The 20,644-nt window shown below is 64.5% G+C and carries 13 protein-coding genes; 4 read left to right on the top strand and 9 right to left on the bottom strand.

Annotated elements, in window-relative coordinates:
- Window positions 1-65: 65 nt before the first annotated feature.
- The 3 genes from odhB to typA form a co-directional block, all read right to left on the bottom strand.
- A complete protein-coding gene (odhB, locus tag NCR35_RS09545; protein ID WP_244846596.1) occupies window positions 66-1,379 on the bottom strand; it encodes a 2-oxoglutarate dehydrogenase complex dihydrolipoyllysine-residue succinyltransferase in 1,314 nt (437 codons plus the stop codon).
- Between the two features lie 82 nt (window positions 1,380-1,461).
- Window positions 1,462-4,323: a 2-oxoglutarate dehydrogenase E1 component gene (locus tag NCR35_RS09550; protein ID WP_250534182.1), complete on the bottom strand. Its 2,862-nt coding sequence runs from the start codon at window positions 4,321-4,323 to the stop codon at window positions 1,462-1,464.
- A gap of 355 nt (window positions 4,324-4,678) precedes the next feature.
- Window positions 4,679-6,502, bottom strand: coding sequence for a translational GTPase TypA (gene typA, locus NCR35_RS09555; RefSeq protein ID WP_175940495.1), 1,824 nt, complete (start codon window positions 6,500-6,502; stop codon window positions 4,679-4,681).
- 333 nt (window positions 6,503-6,835) lie between these two features.
- Between typA and NCR35_RS09560 the strand changes: the two genes are divergently transcribed.
- The 4 genes from NCR35_RS09560 (at window position 6,836) to NCR35_RS09575 (ending at window position 11,848) form a co-directional block, all read left to right on the top strand.
- Window positions 6,836-7,348: a MarR family winged helix-turn-helix transcriptional regulator gene (locus tag NCR35_RS09560; RefSeq protein ID WP_250534183.1), complete on the top strand. Its 513-nt coding sequence runs from the start codon at window positions 6,836-6,838 to the stop codon at window positions 7,346-7,348.
- Between the two features lie 86 nt (window positions 7,349-7,434).
- The gene (locus NCR35_RS09565; RefSeq protein ID WP_250534184.1) at window positions 7,435-8,958 is read left to right on the top strand and encodes an efflux transporter outer membrane subunit; all 1,524 of its coding nucleotides are present in this window, start codon (window positions 7,435-7,437) and stop codon (window positions 8,956-8,958) included.
- Between the two features lie 52 nt (window positions 8,959-9,010).
- Window positions 9,011-10,264, top strand: coding sequence for an HlyD family secretion protein (locus NCR35_RS09570; RefSeq protein ID WP_250534185.1), 1,254 nt, complete (start codon window positions 9,011-9,013; stop codon window positions 10,262-10,264).
- A gap of 24 nt (window positions 10,265-10,288) precedes the next feature.
- Window positions 10,289-11,848 (top strand): DHA2 family efflux MFS transporter permease subunit, encoded by a 1,560-nt coding sequence (locus NCR35_RS09575; protein ID WP_250534186.1) that lies wholly within the window; start codon window positions 10,289-10,291, stop codon window positions 11,846-11,848.
- Between the two features lie 74 nt (window positions 11,849-11,922).
- On the opposite strand, the gene truB is transcribed toward NCR35_RS09575, so the two are convergent.
- From truB to rluB, 6 genes are all read right to left on the bottom strand, one after another.
- The gene (gene truB / locus NCR35_RS09580) at window positions 11,923-12,858 is read right to left on the bottom strand and encodes a tRNA pseudouridine(55) synthase TruB (RefSeq protein WP_250534187.1); all 936 of its coding nucleotides are present in this window, start codon (window positions 12,856-12,858) and stop codon (window positions 11,923-11,925) included.
- A complete protein-coding gene (gene rbfA, locus NCR35_RS09585; protein ID WP_175940501.1) occupies window positions 12,859-13,236 on the bottom strand; it encodes a 30S ribosome-binding factor RbfA in 378 nt (125 codons plus the stop codon). It lies immediately after the preceding gene.
- 95 nt (window positions 13,237-13,331) lie between these two features.
- Window positions 13,332-16,316 carry a translation initiation factor IF-2 gene (infB, locus tag NCR35_RS09590; protein ID WP_250534188.1) on the bottom strand — a complete coding sequence of 995 codons (2,985 nt, stop codon included), beginning with the start codon at window positions 16,314-16,316 and terminating at the stop codon, window positions 13,332-13,334.
- A gap of 92 nt (window positions 16,317-16,408) precedes the next feature.
- Window positions 16,409-17,884 (bottom strand): transcription termination factor NusA, encoded by a 1,476-nt coding sequence (gene nusA / locus NCR35_RS09595; RefSeq protein ID WP_175940503.1) that lies wholly within the window; start codon window positions 17,882-17,884, stop codon window positions 16,409-16,411.
- On the bottom strand, window positions 17,881-18,339 hold the full coding sequence (gene rimP, locus NCR35_RS09600) for a ribosome maturation factor RimP (protein WP_175940666.1): 459 nt from the start codon (window positions 18,337-18,339) through the stop codon (window positions 17,881-17,883). Before rimP ends, nusA begins: the two co-directional genes overlap by 4 nt.
- 350 nt (window positions 18,340-18,689) lie before the next feature.
- Complete coding sequence (rluB, locus tag NCR35_RS09605; RefSeq protein ID WP_250534189.1) at window positions 18,690-20,636, bottom strand: 23S rRNA pseudouridine(2605) synthase RluB; 1,947 nt, start codon at window positions 20,634-20,636, stop codon at window positions 18,690-18,692.
- Window positions 20,637-20,644 lie beyond the last annotated feature (8 nt).

A 20,644-nucleotide genomic window follows, 5' to 3' on the forward strand; every position in this document is an offset into this window, starting at 1 on the left:
CTCTTGCGGAGACGCCTTCGAGCGGTGCGCGCGAGCCTATCGCGCGCACCGAAGGCACTGTGTTCTTACAGGTCCAGCAGCAGACGGGCCGGATCTTCCAGCGCGTCCTTCATGGCGACGAGCGACAGCACGGCTTCGCGGCCGTCGATGATACGGTGGTCGTACGACAGCGCGAGGTAGTTCATCGGACGGATCACGATCTGGCCGTTCTCGACCACGGCGCGTTCCTTCGTCGCGTGCACGCCGAGAATGGCGGACTGCGGCGGGTTGATGATCGGCGTCGAGAGCATGGAGCCGAACACGCCGCCATTCGAGATGGAGAACGTGCCGCCCGTCATTTCTTCGATCGACAGCTTGCCGTCGCGCGCCTTCGCGCCGAATTCGGCAATCTTCTTCTCGATGTCCGCGAGGCTCATCTGGTCCGCGTTGCGCAGAATCGGCACGACCAGACCGCGCGGCGAACCGACCGCGATACCGATGTCGAAGTAGCCGTGGTAGACGATGTCGTTACCGTCGATCGATGCGTTCACGAGCGGGAACTTCTTCAGCGCGTGCACGGCGGCCTTCACGAAGAACGACATGAAGCCGAGCTTCACGCCGTGTTCCTTCTCGAAGCGGTCCTTGTACTTGTTGCGCAGATCCATGACCGGCGCCATGTTGACTTCGTTGAACGTCGTCAAAATGGCGTTGGTTTGCTGCGATTCGAGCAGACGCTCGGCGATACGCGCACGCAGACGCGACATCGGCACGCGCTGTTCCGGGCGATCCTTCAGCCACTGATCCGCCGATGCCGGCGCGTTGACTTGCGGCAGCGCAGGCTTCGCGGCCTTGGCGGGCGCAGCAGCCGGTGCCGGCGCCTTGGCGGCGGCGGGTGCGCCGGCTTGCGCGGCGAGCGCGTCGCCCTTCGTGATGCGGCCGTCGCGGCCCGAGCCCGACACCTGGTCGGCGGACACGCCCTTCTCGGCCAGAATCTTCGTCGCGGCGGGCGATGCCGCGCCGCCCGTGACCGAACCGCCCGTCGCGGAGGCGGTCGCTTGCGCGGTCGCCGACGACGACGCCACGGCCGGCTCGGCTTGCGGCGCGGGCTTCACTTCGGCGTCGCCAGCGGCGGCGGCGGCGGGCGCTTCGCCTGCTTTCGCTTCGGTGTCGATCTTCGCGATGATCTCGTCAGCCGTGACGATATCGCCGTCATGCTTGATGACTTGCGCGAGCACGCCAGCCGACGGCGCGGGCACTTCGAGCACGACCTTGTCGGTTTCGATTTCGATCAGGATTTCGTCCTGGGCGACTGCCTCGCCCGGCTTTTTCTTCCATTGCAGCATGGTTGCTTCCGAGACCGACTCGGAAAGCTGGGGAACCTTGACTTCTACGATAGCCATTTCTGTATTGTCCTAATGCGTTCTGTGTGTACGAGCGTCGGAACCGGCGCGCTTCCCGCACGCCGGTCCGATCAGGCAACGATTACTTCGCGATGGTCTGCGCACCCTTCAGGCGGCCGAACGCGCCTTCAACCAGCGCCTTCTGCTGCTCGTAGTGCTTCGCGTAGTAGCCGACCGCGGGCGAGGCGGAAGCGGGACGGCCGCTGTAGGCCAGCTTCATCCCTTCCTTCATGCCTTCACGCAGATGGTGCTCGATGTAGAACCAGGCACCCTGGTTCTGCGGCTCGTCCTGCACCCAGACCACTTCGGTCGCGTTTTCGTACTTCTTGAGTTCCGCGTCGAACTGCTTGTGCGCGAACGGATACAACTGCTCGATACGCACGATGGCGATGTCGTTCGCCTTCGCTTCGCGGCGATGCGCGACGAGGTCGTAGTACACGCGGCCCGAGCAGCAGATCACGCGCTTGACCTTCTTCGCGTCGATGCTTTCGTCCACTTCGCCGATCACCGGCTGGAACGAGCCCTTCGCCAGTTCCGACAGGTCCGACACCGCTTCCTTGTGACGCAGCAGCGACTTCGGCGTGGCGATGATCAGCGGCTTGCGGAACAGGCGGATCATCTGACGGCGCAGCAGATGGAAGATCTGCGCCGGCGTCGTCGGCTGAACCACTTGCATGTTGTGGTCCGCGCACAGTTGCAGGAAACGCTCGATGCGCGCCGACGAGTGCTCCGGACCCTGGCCTTCGTAGCCGTGCGGCAGCATCATCGTGAGACCGGAGACGCGGCCCCACTTCACTTCGCCCGACGAGATGAACTGGTCGATCACCACTTGCGCGCCGTTCACGAAGTCGCCGAACTGCGCTTCCCACGCGACGAACGTGTTCGGTTCGGCGGTCGAATAGCCGTACTCGAAGCCGAGCACCGCTTCTTCCGACAGCACCGAGTCGATGACCGTGAACTTCGCCTGGTTGTCGGCGATGTTCTGCAGCGGAATATACGTGCCGTCGTTCCAGCGCTCACGGTTCTGGTCGTGCAGCACCGCGTGGCGGTGCGTGAACGTGCCGCGGCCCGAGTCCTGGCCCGTCAGACGCACGGCATAGCCCGATGCCACCAGCGACGCGAACGCGAGATGCTCGCCCATGCCCCAGTCGAGCTTCGCTTCGCCACGACCCATCGCGCGGCGATCGTTGATCACGCGCTCGACGAGCGGATGCAGCTTGAAGTTCTCCGGAATCGTCGTGATGCGCTCAGCAAGGCGCTTCAGTTCGGCGAGCGGCACGGCGGTGTCGGCGGCGTCCGTCCACTTGCGGTTCAGGAACGGCACCCAGTCGACCGCGTACTTGCTCTTGTAGTTCGAGAGCACCGGGTCAATGGTGTGATGGCCTTCGTCCATCGCCTGACGGTACGCCTTCACGAAGTTGTCGGCGTCTTCGGCCGTGATCACGCCTTGCTGCACGAGTTTCTCGGCGTACAGCGCGCGCGTGCCCGGATGCTTCGCGATGGTCTTGTACATCAGCGGCTGCGTGACCGCCGGCGTGTCCTGCTCGTTGTGGCCGAGCTTGCGGAAGCAGACGATGTCCACCACCACGTCCTTGTGGAACTTCATGCGGAAGTCGATCGCGAGCTGCGTGGCGAGCACGACTGCTTCGGGATCGTCGCCGTTCACGTGCAGCACCGGCGCTTCGATCATCTTGACGACGTCCGAGCAGTACAGCGTCGAGCGCGAATCGCGCGGGTCCGACGTCGTGAAACCGATCTGGTTGTTGATGACGATATGCAGCGTGCCGTGCGTGCCGTAGCCGCGCGTTTGCGCGAGGTTCAGCGTTTCCATCACGACGCCCTGGCCCGCGAAGGCCGCGTCGCCGTGAATCTGCACCGGCAGGACTTGCAGGCCTTCTTCGTCGCCGCGGCGATCCATGCGCGCCTTCGCCGAACCCTCGACCACCGGGTTGACGATTTCCAGGTGCGACGGGTTGAACGCGAGCGACAGGTGAACCGGGCCGCCTTCGGTCGACACGTCCGACGAGAAACCCTTGTGGTACTTCACGTCGCCGGCCGGCAGGTCGTCCACGTGCTTGCCTTCGAATTCGGCGAAGAGGTCCGCCGGCATCTTGCCGAGCGTGTTGACCAGCACGTTCAGACGGCCACGGTGCGCCATGCCGATGACGATTTCCTGCACGCCGTTCTTGCCCGCGTGACGCACGACTTCGTCCATCGACGCGATGAAGCTCTCGCCGCCTTCCAGCGAGAAACGCTTCTGGCCGACGTACTTGGTGTGCAGGAAACGCTCGAGGCCTTCGGCGGCCGTCAGGCGGTTCAGGATGTGCTTTTTCTTGTCGTTCGAGAAGTTCGGCGTCGAGCGGATGGACTCGAGACGCTCCTTCCACCAGCGCTTCTGTTCCGGATCGCTGATGTACATGTACTCGGCGCCGATCGTGCCGCAGTACGTGTCACGCAATGCCTTGACGATCTCGCGCAGCGTCGCGCGCTCGAAACCGAAATACAGGTTCGTGGCGCTGTACGTCTGGTCCATGTCGGCTTCGGTGAAGTCGTAGAACGCAGGCTCGAGTTCGGGAATATGCGGACGCTCGCGGCGCTTGAGCGGATCGAGATTGGCCCATTGCGAGCCGAGGAAGCGATACGCGCCGATGAGGGACTGAACGTAGACTTGCTTTCGCGCGGTAGCGAGATCTTCGGTGGCGCCTTCGCGCTGAACGAAGCCGTTGGACTTCGCGCGCTGGGCAAACGACTCGACAATCGGGCCGTGGGCCACGTCGTTGTGGTTCGTGCCGTCCGACGCGGGTACGTTCTGCAACGCGTCGAAATAGGCTCGCCAGGTCTCGGGCACTGACGCGGGATTATCGAGATATGCCTCGTACAACTCTTCGACGTACGGAGCATTACCGCCGAACAAATAAGAGTTCGACTGGAATTGCTTCATCATTTTACGCTCACCTTTCTTCGAGTTTCTCGAGGAAGTGCGGGTTACAAAACCTTCCGCGACACGGCCTGACCGTTTAGCGGATTGCGCGAATCAAGTCTGCTTGGAAGGACCTAAAAAGCGACAGCTAATCCGAATAGCATAGCACAGATGCATTCGTCATATGACCGGACGTCGCACCGTTGCGCTGGCATTCGCCCTTCTGCAACGGGCATGTGCGGGCATTTGCGGTCGATGCAAGAGCGCTGGCCATGCGTGATTGTCGGCTTCGATTGACGATTCTTTAATGCATGCGGCCAAGCATCGAATGCAAAAAGCCGCCCGAAGGCGGCTTTTGGACTGCAATGTAGCAGGCGATTTACTCCGCCGATTCGCGGCTCGCGCGACGGCGCTCGTGTTCCTTCAGGTGACGCTTGCGCAGACGAATCGACTGCGGCGTCACTTCGACGAGTTCGTCGTCGTCGATGAATTCGACCGCGTACTCCAGCGAAAGCTGGATCGGCGGCACGAGGCGCACGGCTTCGTCGGTGCCCGACGCGCGCACGTTGGTCAGTTGCTTGCCCTTGATCGGATTGACGACGAGGTCGTTGTCGCGGCTGTGAATGCCGATGATCATGCCTTCATAGAGCGCATCGCCCGGCGACACGAACATGCGGCCGCGATCCTGCAGCTTCCACAGCGCGTAGGCGACAGCCGCGCCGTCGTCCTGCGAGATCAGCACGCCGTTGCGGCGCTCGCCGACCGAGCCTTCCTTGACGGGCGCATACGAATCGAACGTATGGCTCATCAGGCCCGTGCCGCGCGTGAGCGTCAGGAACTCGCTCTGGAAACCGATCAGCCCGCGCGCCGAAATCTTGTATTCGAGGCGCGTGCGGCCGCGGCCGTCGGACGTCATGTCGAGCATTTCGCCCTTGCGGCGGCCGAGCTCTTCCATCACGCCACCCTGATGCTGGTCTTCGATATCGACCGTCAGGTTTTCATACGGCTCGCACTTCACGCCGTCGATTTCCTGCAGCACGACGCGCGGACGCGACACGGCAAGCTCGTAGCCTTCGCGGCGCATGTTCTCGACGAGAATCGTCAGATGCAGTTCGCCGCGGCCCGAGACTTCGAACGTCGTTTCGTCGCCGGTGTCTTTCACGCGCAGCGCGACGTTGTGGTTCAGTTCCTTCGTGAGACGGTCGCGAATCTGGCGGCTCGTCACGAACTTGCCTTCCTTGCCCGCGAGCGGCGACGAGTTCACGAGGAAGTTCATCGTGAGCGTGGGTTCGTCGACGGTGATCATCGGCAACGCCTCGGGATTCTCGGGCGAGCAGATCGTCACGCCGATGCCGATTTCCTCGATGCCGTTGATCAGCACGATATCGCCTGCCTGCGCTTCCTCGACTTGCACGCGCTCCAAGCCGTGGAACGACAGCACCTGATTGATCTTGCGATTCAGGATCGCGCCGTCGGGACCCGAGCGCACCGCGACCTGCATGCCGGGGCGAATGCGCCCGCGTGCGATGCGGCCCACGCCGATACGGCCGACATACGTGTTGTAGTCGAGCGAAGTGATCTGGAGTTGCAGCGGGCCGTCCGGATCGGCCGGGCGCACCGGCACGTGTTCGAGGATCGCTTCGAACAGCGGACGCATGGTGCCTTCGCGCGTGTCCGGATCGAGGCTCGCGTAGCCGTTCAGGCCGGACGCGTAGACGACCGGGAAGTCGAGCTGTTCTTCCGTGGCGCCGAGCTTGTCGAACAGATCGAAAGTCTGGTTGATCACCCAGTCGATACGCGCGCCCGGACGGTCCACCTTGTTGATCACGACGATCGGCTTGAGACCGAGCGCCAGCGCCTTCTTCGTGACGAAGCGCGTTTGCGGCATCGGGCCTTCGACGGCATCGACGAGCAGCAGCACGGAATCGACCATCGACAGCACGCGCTCCACTTCGCCGCCGAAGTCGGCGTGTCCCGGCGTGTCGACGATATTGATGTGCGTGCCTTCGTATTCGACCGCGCAGTTCTTCGCGAGAATCGTGATGCCGCGTTCCTTTTCGATGTCGTTCGAGTCCATGACGCGCTCGGCGACTTGTTGATTTTCCCGGAACGTGCCCGACTGACGGAGCAACTGGTCGACGAGCGTGGTCTTGCCGTGGTCGACGTGGGCAATGATGGCGATATTGCGGAGGGCGCGAGTCATAAGAGGTATCTTGGTTGTGCGCCGTCGGAGCGGGGCCGCCAAGCAAAACGCTCAATGGCTGATGGCTCGGCAGACCCTCGGATAAGCGTCACAGAGTCACATCGAGCTTTTGCTTGGCGTGACTGCTTGATGACTGCTCGGAATGACTCTTCGGGCCCGGCGCGGTGAGAACCGTAAATTATAGCACGCTCACGTTTCAGCATCGAAGTGCATCCATACGGCGCTGCCTTGCGCCGCCGATTGTTAAGCATTCTCAGAAAAGACCGTTGCAGCGGCGGATCGACGCCCCTATAATCCTGCCTAGTCAACTATTGCACTCGCACAAAATTTTCCATGAGCGACGCTCCGAAACCCACGGCGATCGACAACTACGTGTTGAGCGAAAGCGTCGGCTATTTGCTGAGCCGCGTGCGCTCGACGCTGTCGAACATGGTGACGCAGCACACCACGTCCGAACTCGGCATCACGAGCACGCAGGCGAGCATCGTGTTCATGCTGGCGGTGGGCAAGTGCCTGACGGCGGCGGATATTGCGCGGGAATACGGCATCGACGCGAGCGCGGTCACGCGCCTGATCGACCGGCTGGAAAAGCGCGGCCTGCTTTCGCGCGTACGCAGCGAGGAAGACCGGCGCGTCGTGCGTCTCGCGCTGACGGCCGACGGCCGCGCGATGGCCGAGAAGGTGCCGGCCATCTTCACGCGCGTGCTGGACGCGTTGCTCGCGGGCTTCACGCCCGAGGAAGTCGGCTTCCTGAAGAGCATGCTTCGCCGCATTCTCGCCAACACGTGCGATCCTGCCGCGTGTCCCGCAGGCGGCAATGATAAGCCTGGTATGCCATTGCGCTGACAAGCAAATGGACCGGGGAATCCAGCTTGACCATCCAAGAATTGGTTGCAACGTCCATCTTTAACACTCATCTCAAGAGACGAGCGATGAAACACCTTTCCTTGTCCGCGTGCAGGCCGAAAAGCGCGCTGCGCGGCGCGAAAAGCGCCGTCGCGGCCGCCGTGGCCGCGCTTGCGGTCGCCGGCTGCGCGAATTACGCGGGCATCTCGAGCGACAAGCAGATCACCACGCCCGACGCCTTGCAGTCGACTGAGAGCGTGCCGGGGCAAGGCGGCCAGTGGCCGAGCCTCGACTGGGCGAAGCAGTTCGGCGACCCGCAACTGCCGCAACTGATCGACGAAGCCGTCGCGGACAATCCGAGCATCGCGCAGGCGCAGGCGCGCATCGCGAAGGCATCGTCGTATATCGAAAGCTCGCGCTCGACGCTCTATCCGCACGTGAACGCGCAGTATTCATGGACGCGCGAGCTCTATTCGGGCAACGCCCTGTTTCCGCCGCCCTACGGCGGCACGTGGTTCAGCGAGAACAACGTGCTTGCCAGCGCGTCGTGGGACCTGGACCTGTGGGGAAAGAACCGCTCGCGCCTGAACATGGCCGTGTCGCAGCAGAAGGCCGCCGAGGCCGACATGCAACAGGCGCGCGTGACGCTCGCCGCGTCCGTGGCGCGCACGTATAACCAGCTCGCCCTGCTCTACGCGCTGCGCGACGTCACGCAGCGAGAGATCGCCAATCGCGAGGACGTCGGCCGGATCACGAGCGGACGCGTGAGCGCAGGCCTGGATACGAACGTCGAACGCCGCACCGCCGAAGGCAATGTCGCGACGAGCCAGACGAACCTGAGCGAACTCGACGGGCAGATCCAGTCGGTGCGGTATCAGTTGGCCGCGCTGCTTGGCAAAGGTCCGGACCGCGGCTTGCAGATCGCCAATCCGGTGATTGATCCGAACGTCAACGTGACGCTGCCGGACAACGTGCCGGCCGACCTCATCTCGCGCCGCCCGGACATCGTCGCGGCGCGCTGGCAGGTCGAAGCGGCCACGCATGACATCGCGGAAGCGAAGGCCGAGTTCTTCCCCGACATCAATCTCGCGGCGAGCTTCGGTTTCGACGCGTTCGGCTGGAGCCGCTTCCTGATGGCGAGCAGCCGGCAGATTCAGGCGGGACCGGCCATTCACCTGCCGATCTTCGACGCGGGCGCGTTGCGCGCGCAGTTGAAAGGCCGTTACGCCGATTTCGACAACGTCGTCGCCAACTACAATCAGACGCTCGTGAACGCGCTGAACGACGTGGCGACCAACATCGCCGCGATCCGCTCGCTCGACAGGCAGATGGCCGACGCGCAACGCGCGCTCGCCGCAGCGACGAGCGCCTATCAGCTGGCGGTGATCCGCTACAAGGCCGGCCTCTCGCCGCAACTGCAAGTGCTCACGGCGGACGAAAACCGCCTCGCGAACGAGCAGACGGTGACGAACTTGCGCCTGAAGCGCTCGGATCTGCAAATCGCGCTGATTCGTTCGCTCGGCGGCGGTTTCGACGCCACGAGCACGAATCTCGCCATCGACGGCAGCGGGCAACGGCAGGCCGCAGTTCAAGCCACGCCGTCGAACTGAGCGACTCAAAAGAACACGCATCAAGACCAACACGGATTTTTCGGAGCCCTTCATGAGCGACCCTCAACAAACCGCGGCCAACGCGCCTGCGCCGAAGCAGAGCAGTGGCAAGCGCCGCATGCTGATGACGCTGATCGTCCTCGTCATTCTCATCGCCGCCATCGCATACGGCCTGTACTACTTCCTCGTCGCCCGCTTCCACGAGTCGACGGACGACGCGTACGTCAACGGCAACGTCGTGCAGATCACGCCGCAAGTGGTGGGCACCGTAGTGTCCGTGAACGCCGACGACACGCAGACCGTGAAGGTCGGCGATCCGCTCGTCGCGCTCGATCCGGCGGATTCGAAAGTCGCGCTCGATCAGGCGGAAGCGAATCTCGCGCAGACGGTGCGGCAGGTTCGCACGTTCTTCGTCAATAACAACCAGTACGAAGCGCAAGTCGCGCTGCGCAAGTCGGACTTGTCGCGTGCGCAGGACGACCTGCGCCGCCGCCTGACGGTGGCGCAAACGGGCGCGGTGTCGCAGGAAGAAATCTCGCACGCACGCGACGCCGTGCGCAGCGCGCAGGCCGCGCTCGACGCTGCGCAGCAGGAACTGGCCTCGAACCGGTCGCTGACGGCGAACACGACTATCGCAGACCATCCGAACGTTCTGGCGGCCGCCGCGAAGGTGCGCGACTCGTACATCAACTACGCGCGCAACACGCTGCCCGCGCCGGTCACGGGCTATGTCGCGAAGCGTTCGGTGCAGGTCGGCCAGCGCGTCGCGCCGGGCAATCCGCTGATGGCGATCGTGCCGCTCAACGGCGTGTGGGTCGACGCGAACTTCAAGGAAGTGCAGCTGAAGCACATGCGCATCGGCCAGCCGGTCGAACTCACAGCCGACCTTTATGGCTCAGGCGTCGTGTTCCACGGCAAGGTGATCGGTTTCTCGGCCGGCACGGGTTCGGCGTTCTCGCTGCTGCCCGCGCAGAACGCGACCGGCAACTGGATCAAGGTCGTGCAGCGCCTGCCGGTGCGTATCGAGCTCGACCCGAAGGAACTGGAACAGCATCCGCTGCGTATCGGCCTGTCGATGAACGTCGACGTCACCATCAAGGACGAGCAAGGCGGCCAGCTGGGCAACGTGCCGAACACCGTCTATCAGACGAACGTGTTCGACAAGTACGGCGCTCAGGCGGACGCGGAAATCGCGCGCATCATCCAGCAGAACGCCGGCAGCGGCGCGGGTACGCAAGGCACGGGCTCGCCCGCGGCTTCGCGCGGCAACGCGACGAAGTCCGCGTCGGCCGCCAAGCTGATGTAAGCGGCCGCTTCGCGGAACCAACACATGTCTCAAGCTAACGTCGTCCATCCGCCGCTTTCGGGCGGCAAGCTCGTCATCGGGACGATCGCCGTGTCGCTCGCGGTGTTCATGAACGTGCTCGACACGTCGATCGCGAACGTCTCGATTCCGTCGATTTCGGGCGATCTCGGCGTCTCGTCGGATCAGGGCACGTGGGTGATCACGTCGTTCGCGGTCGCCAACGCGATCTCGGTGCCGCTCACCGGCTGGCTCACGCAGCGGTTCGGACAAGTGCGCCTGTTCCTCGGCTCGATCATCCTGTTCGTGCTCGCGTCGTGGTTGTGCGGTCTCGCGCCGACGCTACCGTTCCTCTTGGCCGCGCGCGTGCTTCAAGGCGCGGTCGCCGGGCCGATGATCCCGCTGTCGCAGACGCTGCTGCTTGCGAGCTATCCGCGCGAGAAAGCGCCGATGGCGCTCTCGATGTGGTCGATGACCACGCTCATCGCGCCGGTCGCGGGGCCGGTGCTCGGCGGGTGGATCTCGGACAACATCTCGTGGCCGTGGATCTTCTACGTGAACATCCCGGTCGGCATCGCGGCCGCGCTCGCCACGTTCGCCATCTTCCGCGACCGCGATTCCGCGATTCGCAAGGCGCCCATCGACACGGTCGGCCTCGGCCTGCTCGTGATCTGGGTCGGCTCGTTGCAGATCATGCTCGACAAGGGCAAGGACCTCGACTGGTTCAACTCGACCACCATCGTCGTGCTGGCGCTGATCGCGGTCATTTCGTTCGCGTTCTTCATCGTGTGGGAGTTGACGGCGGAGCATCCGGTCGTCGACCTGTCGCTCTTCCAACTGCGCAACTTCACGGGCGGCACCATTGCGTTGTCGATCGGCTACGGGCTGTACTTCGGCAATCTCGTGCTGCTGCCGCTGTGGCTGCAAACGGACATCGGCTACACCGCGACGAACGCCGGGCTCGTGATGGCGCCGGTCGGCGTGTTCGCCATTCTGCTATCGCCGATCACGGGCAAGTTCCTGCCGCGCACGGACCCGCGGCGCATCGCGACGGCCGCGTTCCTCGTGTTCGCGCTGTGCTTCTGGATGCGTTCGCGCTACACGACCGGCGTCGATACGTGGACGCTGACGCTGCCGACGCTCATTCAGGGCATCGGCATGGCGGGCTTCTTCATTCCGCTCGTGTCGATCACGCTGTCGGGCTTGCCCGGGCATCGCATTCCGGCGGCTTCCGGCTTGTCGAACTTCGTGCGGATCATGTGCGGCGGCATCGGCACGTCGATCTTCTCGACGGCGTGGGAGCATCGGTCGATCGTGCATCACGCGCAACTCGTCGAACAGGCGAACGCGTACAACCCGACCTTCGCCAATTCGATGCAGCAGATGAGCGCGCTCGGCATGTCGAAGGAGCAGACTTACGGGCTCTTCAACAGCATGGCGACGCAGCAGGCCGCGCAGCTCGGCGTGAACGACATGTTCTATATCTCGGCGGGCATCTTCGTGGCGCTGATCGCGCTGATCTGGATCACGCGTCCCGAGCGCTCGGGCGGCGGCGATTCGGCAGCGGCGGCATCGGCGGCGCATTGAACTGGATGCATCGGCGGAAATGAAAAAGGAGAGGCGCTGGCCTCTCCTTTTTGTTTGTGGATGCACTTGCGCGGTCAGTCAAGACCGCTCATCACCAACCGCTCAGGGGCCAGCACGCCCTCCGCTGCTCGCGCGACGCCGAGCAGCTTTCCCGCATCGTCATAGACGCGCACTCGCGTGTCTTCAGCCTGCCAAACGGATGCCGGTTCGCCCAGTTCGTCCAGCCGCAGCCGCTGACCGTGCCTGAAGCGCCGCGTCGCATCGTCGTGCAGATGGACGGCCGGGAACGTCGACAACAGCGCATCGACCGGGCGCAGCCAGGCGTCGCGCTCCGGCTCGGCCGCAGCGGCCAACGCATCCAGCGTGACCGCGCCTTCCAGCGTCAACGCGCCGACTCCGGTGCGACGCAGCGCCGTAAGATGCGCGCCGCAGCCCAACGCCTCGCCGATATCTTCCGCCAGCGTCCGCACGTACGTGCCCTTGCTGCAGGTCACGCGAAACGTCACGAGCGGCAGCGCGCAGGCAATCATTTTCAACGCGTGAATCGTCACGTGACGGCCTTCGCGCTCGACCGTCTGCCCAGCGCGGGCGTATTCGTAGAGCGGTTTGCCGTCGCGCTTGAGCGCCGAGTACATCGGCGGCACCTGAACGATCTCGCCGAGAAACCGCTGCATCGCCGTTTCGACGGCCGCTTCGTCGCACAGGACGTCGCGCGTTTCTACGGCCTCGCCTTCGGCATCGCCCGTCGTCGTGCGAATGCCGAGGCGCATCGTCGCTTCGTACGTCTTGTCCGCTTCGAGCAAGTCTTGCGAGAACTTCGTCGCCTCGCCGAAGCACAGCGGCAAAAGGCCCGTGGCAAGCGGATCGAGCGTGCCCGTGTGACCCGCCTTCTTCGCCAGATAAAGGCGCTTGGCCTTGATCAGCGCGTCGTTGCTCGACAAACCGAGCGGCTTGTCCAGCAGCAACACGCCGTCGAGCGCGCGGCGCGGGATCTTCGGACCGCCTTTCACTCACGCACCTTCTTCGTCGTCTTTGGCGCGCGTCGCATTTGCTTCGTCGATCAGGCGCGACATCTCGACGGCCTTCTCGATCGTCTTGTCGTAGTGGAAATGCAGCGTCGGCACCGTATGGATGTGCAGGCGCTTGAACAGCAGGTTATGCAGATGACCGGCTGCGTGGTTGAGCGCCTCTTCGGTCTGCTTGGGATCGCCCGTGAGCGTCGTGAAGTAGACCTTCGCGTGCGCGTAGTCGGGCGTCAGTTCGACGCTCTGCATCGTCACGAGGCCGATACGCGGGTCCTTCACTTCGCGCATCAGTTCCGAGAGATCGCGCTGAATCTGGTCCGCAATCTGCACGTTGCGATTCGTGGACGTACGTCTTTTAGCCATGATCTTGGTTCCTTCCCTTCTCTATCGCCGCGCCAAAGAAAAAGGCGGAGCGAGCCGTCAGGCCCGCTCCGCCTCGAGCTCGGCGTACTAATGCATTACAGCGTGCGAGCCACTTCCGTCACTTCGAAGACTTCCAGCTGATCGCCTTCGACGATGTCGTTGAAGTTCTTGATCGAGATACCGCACTCGAAGCCCTGACGCACTTCCTTGACGTCGTCCTTGAAGCGCTTCAGCGAATCCAGCTCGCCGGTGTGGATCACGACGTTGTTGCGGATCACGCGAACCGACGACGTGCGCTTCACGAAACCGTCCGTGACCATACAACCCGCGATCAGACCGACCTTCGGCACGCGAATGACCTGACGCACCTCGACCGTGCCCGTCACCGTCTCGCGCTTCTCCGGCGCGAGCATGCCGGACATCGCCGCCTTCACTTCATCCACTGCGTCGTAGATGATGTTGTAGTAGCGAATGTCGATGCCGTTCGATTCGGCCAGCTTGCGGGCTTGCGCATCCGCACGCGTGTTGAAGCCGATGATGACCGCCTTCGACGCCGTCGCCAGGTTGACGTCCGACTCGCTGATCGCGCCGACCGCGCTGTGCACGATCTGCACGCGCACTTCGCCGGTCGAGAGCTTCTGCAGCGATTGCACGAGCGCTTCCTGCGAACCCTGCACGTCCGCCTTCACGATGAGCGGCAGGTTCTGCACTTCGCCTTCGCCCATCTGCTCCAGCATGTTCTCGAGCTTCGCGGCCTGCTGCTTGGCGAGCTTGACGTCGCGGAACTTGCCTTGACGGAACAGCGCGATTTCGCGCGCCTTGCGCTCGTCCGGCAACACGATGACTTCTTCGCCCGCCGCCGGCACTTCCGACAGACCTTGAATCTCTACCGGAATCGACGGACCTGCGGACTTCGTCGGCTTGCCGGTTTCGTCCAGCATGGCGCGCACGCGGCCGTAGGCGCTGCCCGCGAGAACCACGTCGCCGCGGTTCAGCGTGCCCGATTGCACCAGAATGGTCGCGACCGGGCCCTTGCCCTTGTCGAGCTTCGCTTCGATCACGAGACCCTTCGCGCCGGCGTCGACCGGAGCGGTCAATTCCAGCACTTCGGCCTGCAGCGACACGTTTTCCAGCAGATCGTCGATGCCCTTGCCGGTCTTCGCCGACACTTCGATGAACGGCGAATCGCCGCCGTACTCTTCCGGCACCACGCCTTCCGCGACCAGCTCCTGCTTCACGCGGTCCGGGTTCGCCTCCGGCTTGTCGATCTTGTTGATCGCTACGACGATAGGCACGCCGCCCGCCTTCGCGTGGGCGATCGCTTCCTTCGTCTGCGGCATCACGCCGTCATCGGCCGCCACCACCAGAATGACGATGTCCGTTGCCTTCGCGCCGCGCGCACGCATGGCCGTGAAGGCCTCGTGACCCGGCGTATCCAGGAAGGTGATGACGCCGCGCGGCGTCTCGACGTGATACGCGCCGATATGCTGCGTGATGCCGCCCGCTTCGCCCGCCGCCACTTTCGCGCGACGGATGTAGTCCAAGAGCGAGGTCTTGCCGTGGTCGACGTGACCCATGACGGTAACGACCGGCGGACGCGGCAGACGCTCTGCCGTTTCCTCGGCGGCTTCGCCTTCGATGAGGAGCGCCTCGGGATCGTCCAGCTTCGCCGCGACCGCGCGGTGGCCCAGTTCCTCGACGACGATCATCGCCGTTTCCTGGTCCAGCACCTGGTTGATCGTGACCATCTGGCCGAGCTTCATCATCACCTTGATGACTTCCGAAGCCTTCACCGACATCTTGTGCGCGAGGTCGGCCACCGAGATGGTTTCCGGCACGTGCACTTCACGGACGATCGGCTCGGTCGGCGCCTGGAACGACGTCTGTTCCTGATGCTTGCCGCGGCCCTTCGGACCGCCGCGCCAGCCGCGATCGACGCCGCCGCTCGTGTCGCCGCGCGTCTTGATGCTGCGGCGCTTCGATGCGTCGTCCTGCTGCCAGCCGCCCTTGCCGCCGGCTTTCTTCTTGTCGCCGGTCGGCGCCGTCGTGGCGGGCGCTGCCGCGCCGGGCGCCGGCTTCTTCGCGGCGGCCGGACGCGCGGCTTGCGCGCCTTCGGGTTTCGCCGGCTTGTGCAGCGTGCCCTTCGCTTCGGCAGCCTTGGCCGCTTCGGCGGGCTTCGCCGCAGGCGCCGGTTCCGGCGCCTTGACTTGCGCCTTGCGCGGCGTGTTCATCATCTCGCGAATGGCGCGCGCTTCGGCTTCCGCCGCTGCACGGCGCTTCGCGATGGCTTCCTGTTCGAGACGCGCCTTCTCGGCAGCTTCGCGCGCGGCGTCTTCCGCCTTCTTCGCGGCTTCGCGCTGGGCGGCGCGTTCGCTCGCCGCCTTTTCTTCGGCTGCCTTTTCGGCGGCTTCGCGCTGGGCCGTATCGTCCTGCTTCGGCGGCTTGGCCTCGGCCTTCACCTCGGCCGCGACCGGCGCGCGGGCTTCCTGACGCGCTGCCTGTGCGGCGCGCGAAATTTCCGCGGCCTGCGCGGCGGCCTGCGCGCGGCGCTCGGCTTCCGCTTCCTGGCGGCGACGCTCGGCTTCAGCCGCTTCCTCGCGGGCGCGACGCTCCGCTTCTTCCTGTTCGAGACGCGCCTGACGCTCCTTCAACTCGCGCTCTTCGCGCTCGAGTTGCTCCGCGGCGCGGCGCGCTTCTTCCTCGCGGCGCTGGAGTTCGGCCTCGTCGACTTCGTCTTCGACATGATTCGGCGTCTCTGCCGGCTGCTCGATGCCGGCCTCGTCGCGCTTCACGAACACACGCTTCTTGCGCACCTCGACCTGAATGGTGCGAGCCTTACCCGTTGCGTCGGATTGCTTGATTTCCGACGTATGCCGGCGGGTCAGAGTGATCTTGCGCTTGTCGGCATCGGCGGACCCGTGCGACTTGCGCAAATGATCGAGCAGACGCGCCTTGTCCGTTTCGGACAGGTCGTCGTTCGCGCTCGCTTTCTGGACGCCAGCCGCCTGCAACTGCTCGAGCAGCACGCCCGCAGGCATTTTGAGTTCCGCGGCAAATTGGGCTACGTTGTTACTCGCCATTCATTCCTCTTGATGCAAGGATCAGTCCTTGCGGTTAGATCGGGTCATGCGGCCGAACTGGCCGCGATATTTCAGTGCGCCATGGTCATTTCTCACTGGAACCAGTGTTCACGTGCTTTCATGATCAACGCGCGAGCGTTATCCTCTTCCATCCCGGTCATCTCGACCAGTTCATCTACTGCCAGCTCCGCGAGGTCGTCGCGGGTCTGAATCTGATGCTCCGCGAGCTTCGCGAGAAGCTCGTTGTCCATGCCTTCGAGGCTCTTCAGATCGAGCGCCACGCCTTCGACCTTCTCCTCGTTGGCAATCGCCATCGTGAGCAGCGCGTCACGCGACCGGTTGCGCAGCTCGTGCACGGTGTCTTCGTCGAACGCTTCGATTTCGAGCATCTCGTTGAGCGGCACATAGGCGATTTCTTCCAGGCTCGTGAAGCCTTCGTCGATCAGGATGTCGGCGACTTCCTCGTCCACATCCAGACGCGCCATGAACAGATTGCGCAACTTGCCGCGCTCTTCGTTCTGCTTCAGCGCCGATTCGTCCGGCGTCATGATATTGATCTGCCAGCCGGTGAGCTCGCTGGCGAGTCGAACGTTCTGGCCGCTGCGGCCGATGGCGACCGCGAGCTCGCTCTCGTCCACGACGACGTCCATCGAATGCTTTTCTTCATCGACGACGATCGACTGAACGGCTGCCGGCGCGAGGGCGCCGATCACGAACTGCGCGGGGTCTTCCGACCATAGCACGATGTCGACGTTCTCGCCACCGAGCTCGTTGCGCACGGCCTGCACACGCGAACCGCGGATGCCTACGCACGTTCCGATCGGATCGATGCGCTTGTCGTAGGCGATCACCCCGATTTTCGCACGCACGCCGGGATCGCGCGCGGCCGCCTTGATTTCCAGCAGCCCTTGCTCGATTTCCGGCACTTCGAGTTCGAACAGCTTCATCAGGAACTCGGGCGCGGTGCGCGACAGTTCGATCTGCGGACCGCGCGCCGTGCGGTCCACCTTCGCGATGTACGCGCGCACGCGGTCGCCCACGCGCAGGTTTTCCTTCGGAATCAGCTGGTCGCGGCGCAGCAGCGCTTCCACGCGACCGGATTCGACGATGAAATTGCCCTTGTCCAGACGCTTGACCGAGCCGGTCATGATCTTTTCGCCGCGCTCGAGAAAGTCGTTCAGGATCTGCTCGCGCTCGGCGTCGCGCACCTTCTGCAGAATGACCTGCTTGGCGGCCTGCGCGCCGATGCGGCCGAATTCGATCGACGGAATCGGCTCCTCGATGTAGTCGTCCACTTGCGCGTCGGGCTTTTGCTCCTTCGCTTCGAACAGCAGAATTTCCTGGTCGGGCTCCTGAAGGCCGGCCTCGTCCGGCACTACGCGCCAGCGGCGGAACGTCTCGTGCTCGCCGCTTTCACGGTCGATCGCGACGCGGATATCGACATCTTCCTCGAACAGCTTCTTCGTTGCCGAAGCAAGCGCAGCCTCCAGAGCTGCGTACACCACGTCCTTGTTGACGTTCTTTTCGCGCGCCAGCGCATCCGCCAGCATCAAAACTTCGCGACTCATTGTTTGCGGCTCCTAAAGTCAACTTTGGGGACGAGACGTGCTTTATCGAGGTCCGCGAGCGTGAAATCGAGCATCGCGGCGCCGTCCTTCCCTTCGAATTCCAAACCGATCTTGTCGCCCTCGGGGGCGTGCAGAACGCCGCGGAACGACTTGCGCCCGTCCAGCGGCTTTTTCAATGTGATGACGGCTTCGTTGCCGGCGAAGCGCTCGAAGTCGGCCAGCTTCTTGAGCGGGCGGTCGAGCCCCGGCGACGAGACTTCGAGGCGGTCGTAATCGACGTTTTCGACTTCGAGCACATACTGAAGCTGACGCGTGACTTTCTCGCAGTCTTCGATGGCGATACCGGCCGGCTGGTCGATATAAATACGCAGCATGCCGCCTCCCGAACGTTCGAGATCGACAAGCTCGTAGCCCAGGCTCGAGACCGTGGTTTCAATCAGTTCCGTCAGTTGCACAGTAACTCCAAGGTGTTTCGCGCCCGCGCCGCGAAACACCTGCGGGCGAGCGCCTTGACTGGGCGCACCCCTGCTCCCGAGATGCCGAACCAAAAAGCCAAAAAAAAATGGGCGCAACGCCCATCTTTTTCAACCGAGGTCGCACCCGGGCAGCGCAAAAAACTATGTGCCCAGCGACTTTGTGATTTTAGCCATTTTTCGGGATAAACGCAAACGTAAAGCGCGCGATCGGGCCCGTTTCGTGCCAGTTCGCATGCTTTTTTGCTTTATGCCGATGGCTCGGCGAGGCGATTCGGCGGTTCGGCCGCAGGCGCACCCGCGGCCGACCGAAACGGCTCGTCAACGCGCGTTCAACGTCCGCGCGTGCGGTTGCGTGGGCCGCGTCCGGCGCCGGGCTTGCCTTGCCCCGCGCCTTGTCCCGCGCCTTGCTGCCCGCCGCCCTGACGATTGCCGCGCGGGCCATTGCCGCCCGCCGGACGCTTGGCCGGCCCGCTCATGCCTTGCGGACCCTGTCCGCGCGCATTGCGCTGCCCCGAGCGGCCGCCGTTCGCACGATTGCCGTTCGGCTCGTTGCCGATGCGGTTGCCGTTCGGCTCGCGGCCACCTCGTCGACCCGGGCCGCCGGCGTTGCCGGTATTGCCCGTGTTGCCGCCGAAGCCGCCCATGCTGCCCAGCCCGCTCGCGCCGAACGCGCCGGGAAGCCCGCCCGCGCCGCCGCGGCGGCCGCCGCGCGCCGGCGTCTGCGCCGCGCGCAAGTGCGAGCTCAAGACCGGCTCGCGCGTGATGAAGCCCATCGACGTTTGCATCGGATCGGGCTGAACGCGCGGCGCGGCGCTGCGTCCGCCCTTCTCGGCCGTCGGCGCCTTGAGGCCGACTGCCGCCATCAGGCTGCGCACCTGGTTGTCTTCCAGCTCTTCCCAGCGACCGCGCTTCAGGCCGCGCGGCAACGCGATCGGACCGTGGCGCGTGCGGATCAGGCGGCTGACCATGAGCCCCGCCGCCTCGAACATGCGGCGCACTTCGCGATTGCGGCCCTCGGCCAGCGCGACGTGATACCAATGGTTCGTGCCTTCGCCGCCGCCGTCCTGGATGCGCAGGAAGTTGGCAGGGCCGTCGTCGAGCTCGACGCCCTTGAGCAGCTTCTGCTTCATCGCCTCGGACAACTGACCGACGACGCGCACCGCATATTCACGCTCGACGCTATAGCGCGGGTGCATGAACCGGTTCGCCAGATCGCCGGACGTCGTGAGCAGCAGGAGCCCTTCCGTGTTGAAGTCGAGCCGGCCGACCGCGAGCCACTTCGCCGTCTTCATCGACGGGAGCTTGTCGAACACCGACGGACGGCCTTCAGGGTCTGCGTGACTGACGATCTCGCCCGTCGGCTTGTGATACAGCAGGATGCGCGGCGGCTTGCTCGCGAGCTTGCGCTTGAGCGGCTTGCCGTTGATGCGCACCTGGTCGGTCGGCATGATGCGCTGCCCGATGTGCGCCGGCTCGCCGTTTACCGACACGCGCCCCGCGATGATCAATTCCTCCATGTCGCGCCGCGAGCCCATGCCGGCGTCGGCCAGCACCTTGTGCAGCTTGGGGGCGTCGTCGTCCGGTTCCAGCACGCGCTTTTGCTGGGGCGCGTTGCGGCCACGGCGCAGCATCGGCGCGCGCACGCCCCCCGAGCCGTTGTCCGCGTCGAATGCCGGGGACGTGACGTACGCGAAGACGTCGTCGACGGCGGCGGCAGCCGCGCTCTCGACCGTCGCCGGGCCTGCATCGTTGCGCTTGCCGTTGCGCGGCTGCCGCTCGCGCTTCTGCGGCGGGTTCTTGCGCTGCCCGCCCTCGCGCGGCGCGGCCGCTGGGACTTCGCCCGACGCTTCCACGGCGACTTCTCCGTCGTCGCGACGCCCACGCTTGCGGCCGCCTTGCCGCGCGGCGTTCGGCTGGCCTTCCGCGGTGTCGCGCTTCGGGTCTCGCTTAGAGTCGCGCTTAACCGCCGGTTTTCGCGGCGCCTTCGCGCCCGCTTCCTTGCGCGGCGCACGCGCCTGCTCGGCAGGGGCGCCCTCCGACGGCGACGCTTCCGTCGCTGCGTCCGGCGCGCCATCCGCGCCCTTCGTTTTGGCGACAGCCCGGCGGCGTGCGATCAGACTGCGCGGACCGCGGCGCAGGCCGCGGCGCGGACGATCGTCGCCTTCTGCGCTTTCGTCGGTGCGCGTGCGTTCGCCGGCATCGGCCGACTCATGGGCGTCCGCGCCATGCACGGGGCGCGCGGATTCGGGCGAATCGCTGTCGTGGGAGTGTGTCAAAACAACCT

The organism is Caballeronia sp. AZ10_KS36, assembly GCF_023631105.1.
Lineage (GTDB): Bacteria > Pseudomonadota > Gammaproteobacteria > Burkholderiales > Burkholderiaceae > Caballeronia.